Raw genomic sequence first — 2,824 nt, 5'->3', positions numbered from 1 at the left:
AATCTGAAGCGCGTCTTCCTCGAACTCGGCGGCAAGTCGCCGAACATCGTCTTTGCCGATGCCCCCGACCTGAAACAGGCGGCGGTCGTCTCGGCCAACGGCATTTTTCGCAATTCCGGCCAGGTCTGCGTCGCCGGCTCGCGCCTGCTCGTCCAGGCGTCGGTCTATGACCGCTTCATGGATGAGCTTCTCCAGGCAACGATGCGGCTGAAAGTCGGCGATCCGCTCGATCTCGCCAACGATGTCGGTGCGGTGTCGAGCGCCGAACAGCTGGACAAGAACCTCGGTTTCGTCGCCAGGGCCACGGAAGAAGGTGCCCGTCTCGTCACCGGCGGCCAGCGGATGCTGACCGAGACCGGTGGCAGCTACATGGCGCCAACGATCTTCGAGAATGTCATGCAGGACATGCAGTTGGCGCGTGAGGAGGTGTTCGGGCCGGTGCTCGGCGTCATGCGCTTCGAGACCGAGGAGGAGGCGGTTCGGCTTGCCAATTCGACCGTCTACGGGCTTGCCTCCGCGGTGTGGACCGCCAATCTCTCCACCGCGCATCGCATGGTGCGCGCCATCAATGCCGGCGTCGTCCACGTCAACACCTATGGCGGCGCCGACATCACCGTGCCGCTCGGCGGCGTCAAGCAGTCCGGCTTCGGCCGCGACAAGTCGCTGCACGCGCTGGAGAAATATTTGGAACTGAAGACGGCCTGGATCGCGCTTTGACGGCACGCTGAGCTCTCTGAGAATCTGACGACCTCCAGACGCGCGCAAGATCGCGCCGCGATCCGCTGCGGCCGGTCAAGCGGCGGCTTTTGCTCACGCTCTTGAAAATTTTGAGAGAATATTCCCGGCTTTGGCGAGAATGGCGAAACGCGTTCTTTGATAAACTTGATAGAATTTCTGAGGATGCGACCAAGGCTAGGCAATCCGCCTCGCTGCCATGACTTCACAACCGCAGAGATCAATCATGACTGACTTCAAGAACACTTTGCCATCTTCCCCCGGGTCAACCGTCAACCGGCGCAGTGGCCTTGCTCTGCTGTTCGCCTCGGTCGTCGCGATCGGCAGCCTGATTGCACCGCATGCGTCGTTTGCCGAGGACAAGAAGGCGATCAAGGTCGGCATCATCAGCGGCGAGGACGAGGACGTCTGGCGCGTCGTCGTCGCGCAAGCCGCCGAAAAGGGCCTTGCCATCGAGACGGTGGTATTCAACGACTACACCCAGCCCAACGAAGCGCTGGAGCGCGGCGAGATCGACGCCAACGCCTTCCAGCACCAGCCCTATCTCGACAACCAGATCAAGACTCAAGGCTACCACATCGTCCGTGTCGGCTATACCGGCGTCTGGCCGATCGGCCTCTACTCTAAGAAATACACGAAGGTTGCCGACCTGCCCGAGGGCGCGGTCATCGGCGTGCCGAACGACCCTTCCAACGAAGGCCGGGCGCTGCGCGTGCTGCAGAACGAGGGCGTGATCAAGCTCAGGGATGGCACCGGCATTCTGGCCACCACCGCCGACATCGCCGAGAACGCGAAGAAGGTGGTGATCAAGGAACTTGACGCCGGTATCGTCGGCCGCTCGGTCGAGGATCTCGATGCGGCCGTAGTCAATACCGACTGGGCGCTGAAAAGCGGCCTGTCGCCGGAAAACCGCATCGCGCAGGAGCCTATCGCCGACAATCCCTACCGCAACTTCATCGCGGTGAAGACCGGTAACGAGAACGAGGCCTGGGTGAAGACGCTGGTGGCTTCCTATCAGAACGAGGCGGTGAAGGCCGAGTTCGACAAGGTCTACAAGGGCACCGGCCTCAGCGCCTATTGATCCGGTCCTCGGCCGGAAGCCCGGTTCGAGAGCAACAGCGGTCCGCGCTCAGGCGCGGGCCGCGATTGCGTTTTCGGGAACAGGAATATTCATGAACCAGCATATCACGGCATCCGGGGAGACCGCCGATCCGACCCAGACCCGGCCCGACGCATCTCAGGATGTCGTGCGCCTTGTCGACCTGAAGCGCCATTTCGGTGTGACGGCGGCGCTCGACGGCATTTCGCTGACCGTGCGCAAGGGCGAGATCCTCGGTATCATCGGCCGCAGCGGCGCCGGCAAATCGACGCTGATCCGCTGCCTGAACGGGCTGGAACGGCCTGACTCCGGCGAGGTGTTCATCGAGGGCCGCGAGATCAGCCGGCTCGGCGAGCGCGACCTGCAGCCGCTGCGGCGGCGCATCGGCATGATCTTCCAGCATTTCAACCTGCTGTCGGCCAAGACCGTCGAGGACAATGTGGCGCTGCCGCTGAAGATCGAGGGCCGGCCGAAAGCCGAGAGGCTGAAGCGCGCCGCCGAACTGCTCGATCTTGTCGGCCTGTCGGAGAAAGCCAAGGCCTATCCGGCGTCGCTGTCGGGCGGCCAGAAGCAACGGGTCGGCATCGCCAGGGCGCTTGCCGCGCGCCCGGCGCTGCTCCTGTCGGACGAAGCCACCTCGGCGCTCGATCCGGAGACGACGCGCTCCATCCTCGCACTGCTCAAGGACATCAACCGGCAGCTTGGCCTGACCATCCTTTTGATCACCCATGAGATGGAGGTGATCCGTTCCATCGCCGACCGCGTGGCGGTGATCGACGCCGGACGCATCGTCGAGCAAGGGCCGGTCTGGTCGGTGTTTGCCGACCCACGCTCCGAGATCACACGCAGCCTGCTCGGCGCCATCAGGCCGCAGCTGCCGGCCGAGCTGGCAGCGCGGCTGCTGCCGGCGGCCGGTGCGGAAACCATCCTGCGCGTCGACGTGGCCGGCGAGGCGGCAAGCAGTCCGCTGCTGTCCGACCTTGCCACTGC

The 2,824-nt window shown here is 63.8% G+C and carries 3 protein-coding genes; all 3 read left to right on the top strand.

What is annotated here, in order from left to right; translation table 11 throughout:
- Window positions 1-717 (top strand): aldehyde dehydrogenase family protein (locus EN925_RS30780; protein ID WP_128337168.1); only part of this gene is annotated, 717 nt, incomplete at its 5' end.
- Window positions 718-961: 244 nt separating this feature from the next.
- Entirely contained in the window at window positions 962-1,816 is an 855-nt protein-coding gene (locus tag EN925_RS30775; RefSeq protein ID WP_127369105.1) for a MetQ/NlpA family lipoprotein, read from the top strand.
- A gap of 91 nt (window positions 1,817-1,907) precedes the next feature.
- Window positions 1,908-2,824, top strand: a 917-nt coding sequence (locus tag EN925_RS30770) for an ATP-binding cassette domain-containing protein (RefSeq protein ID WP_128337167.1), incomplete at its 3' end; no start/stop codon positions are given.

Origin of the sequence: Mesorhizobium sp. M7A.F.Ca.US.006.04.2.1, assembly GCF_004022915.1 — a bacterium.
Lineage (GTDB): Bacteria > Pseudomonadota > Alphaproteobacteria > Rhizobiales > Rhizobiaceae > Mesorhizobium > Mesorhizobium ciceri.
Note: the sequence above shows the minus strand (reverse complement) of the source record. Positions and strands in the feature narration are given on the sequence as shown.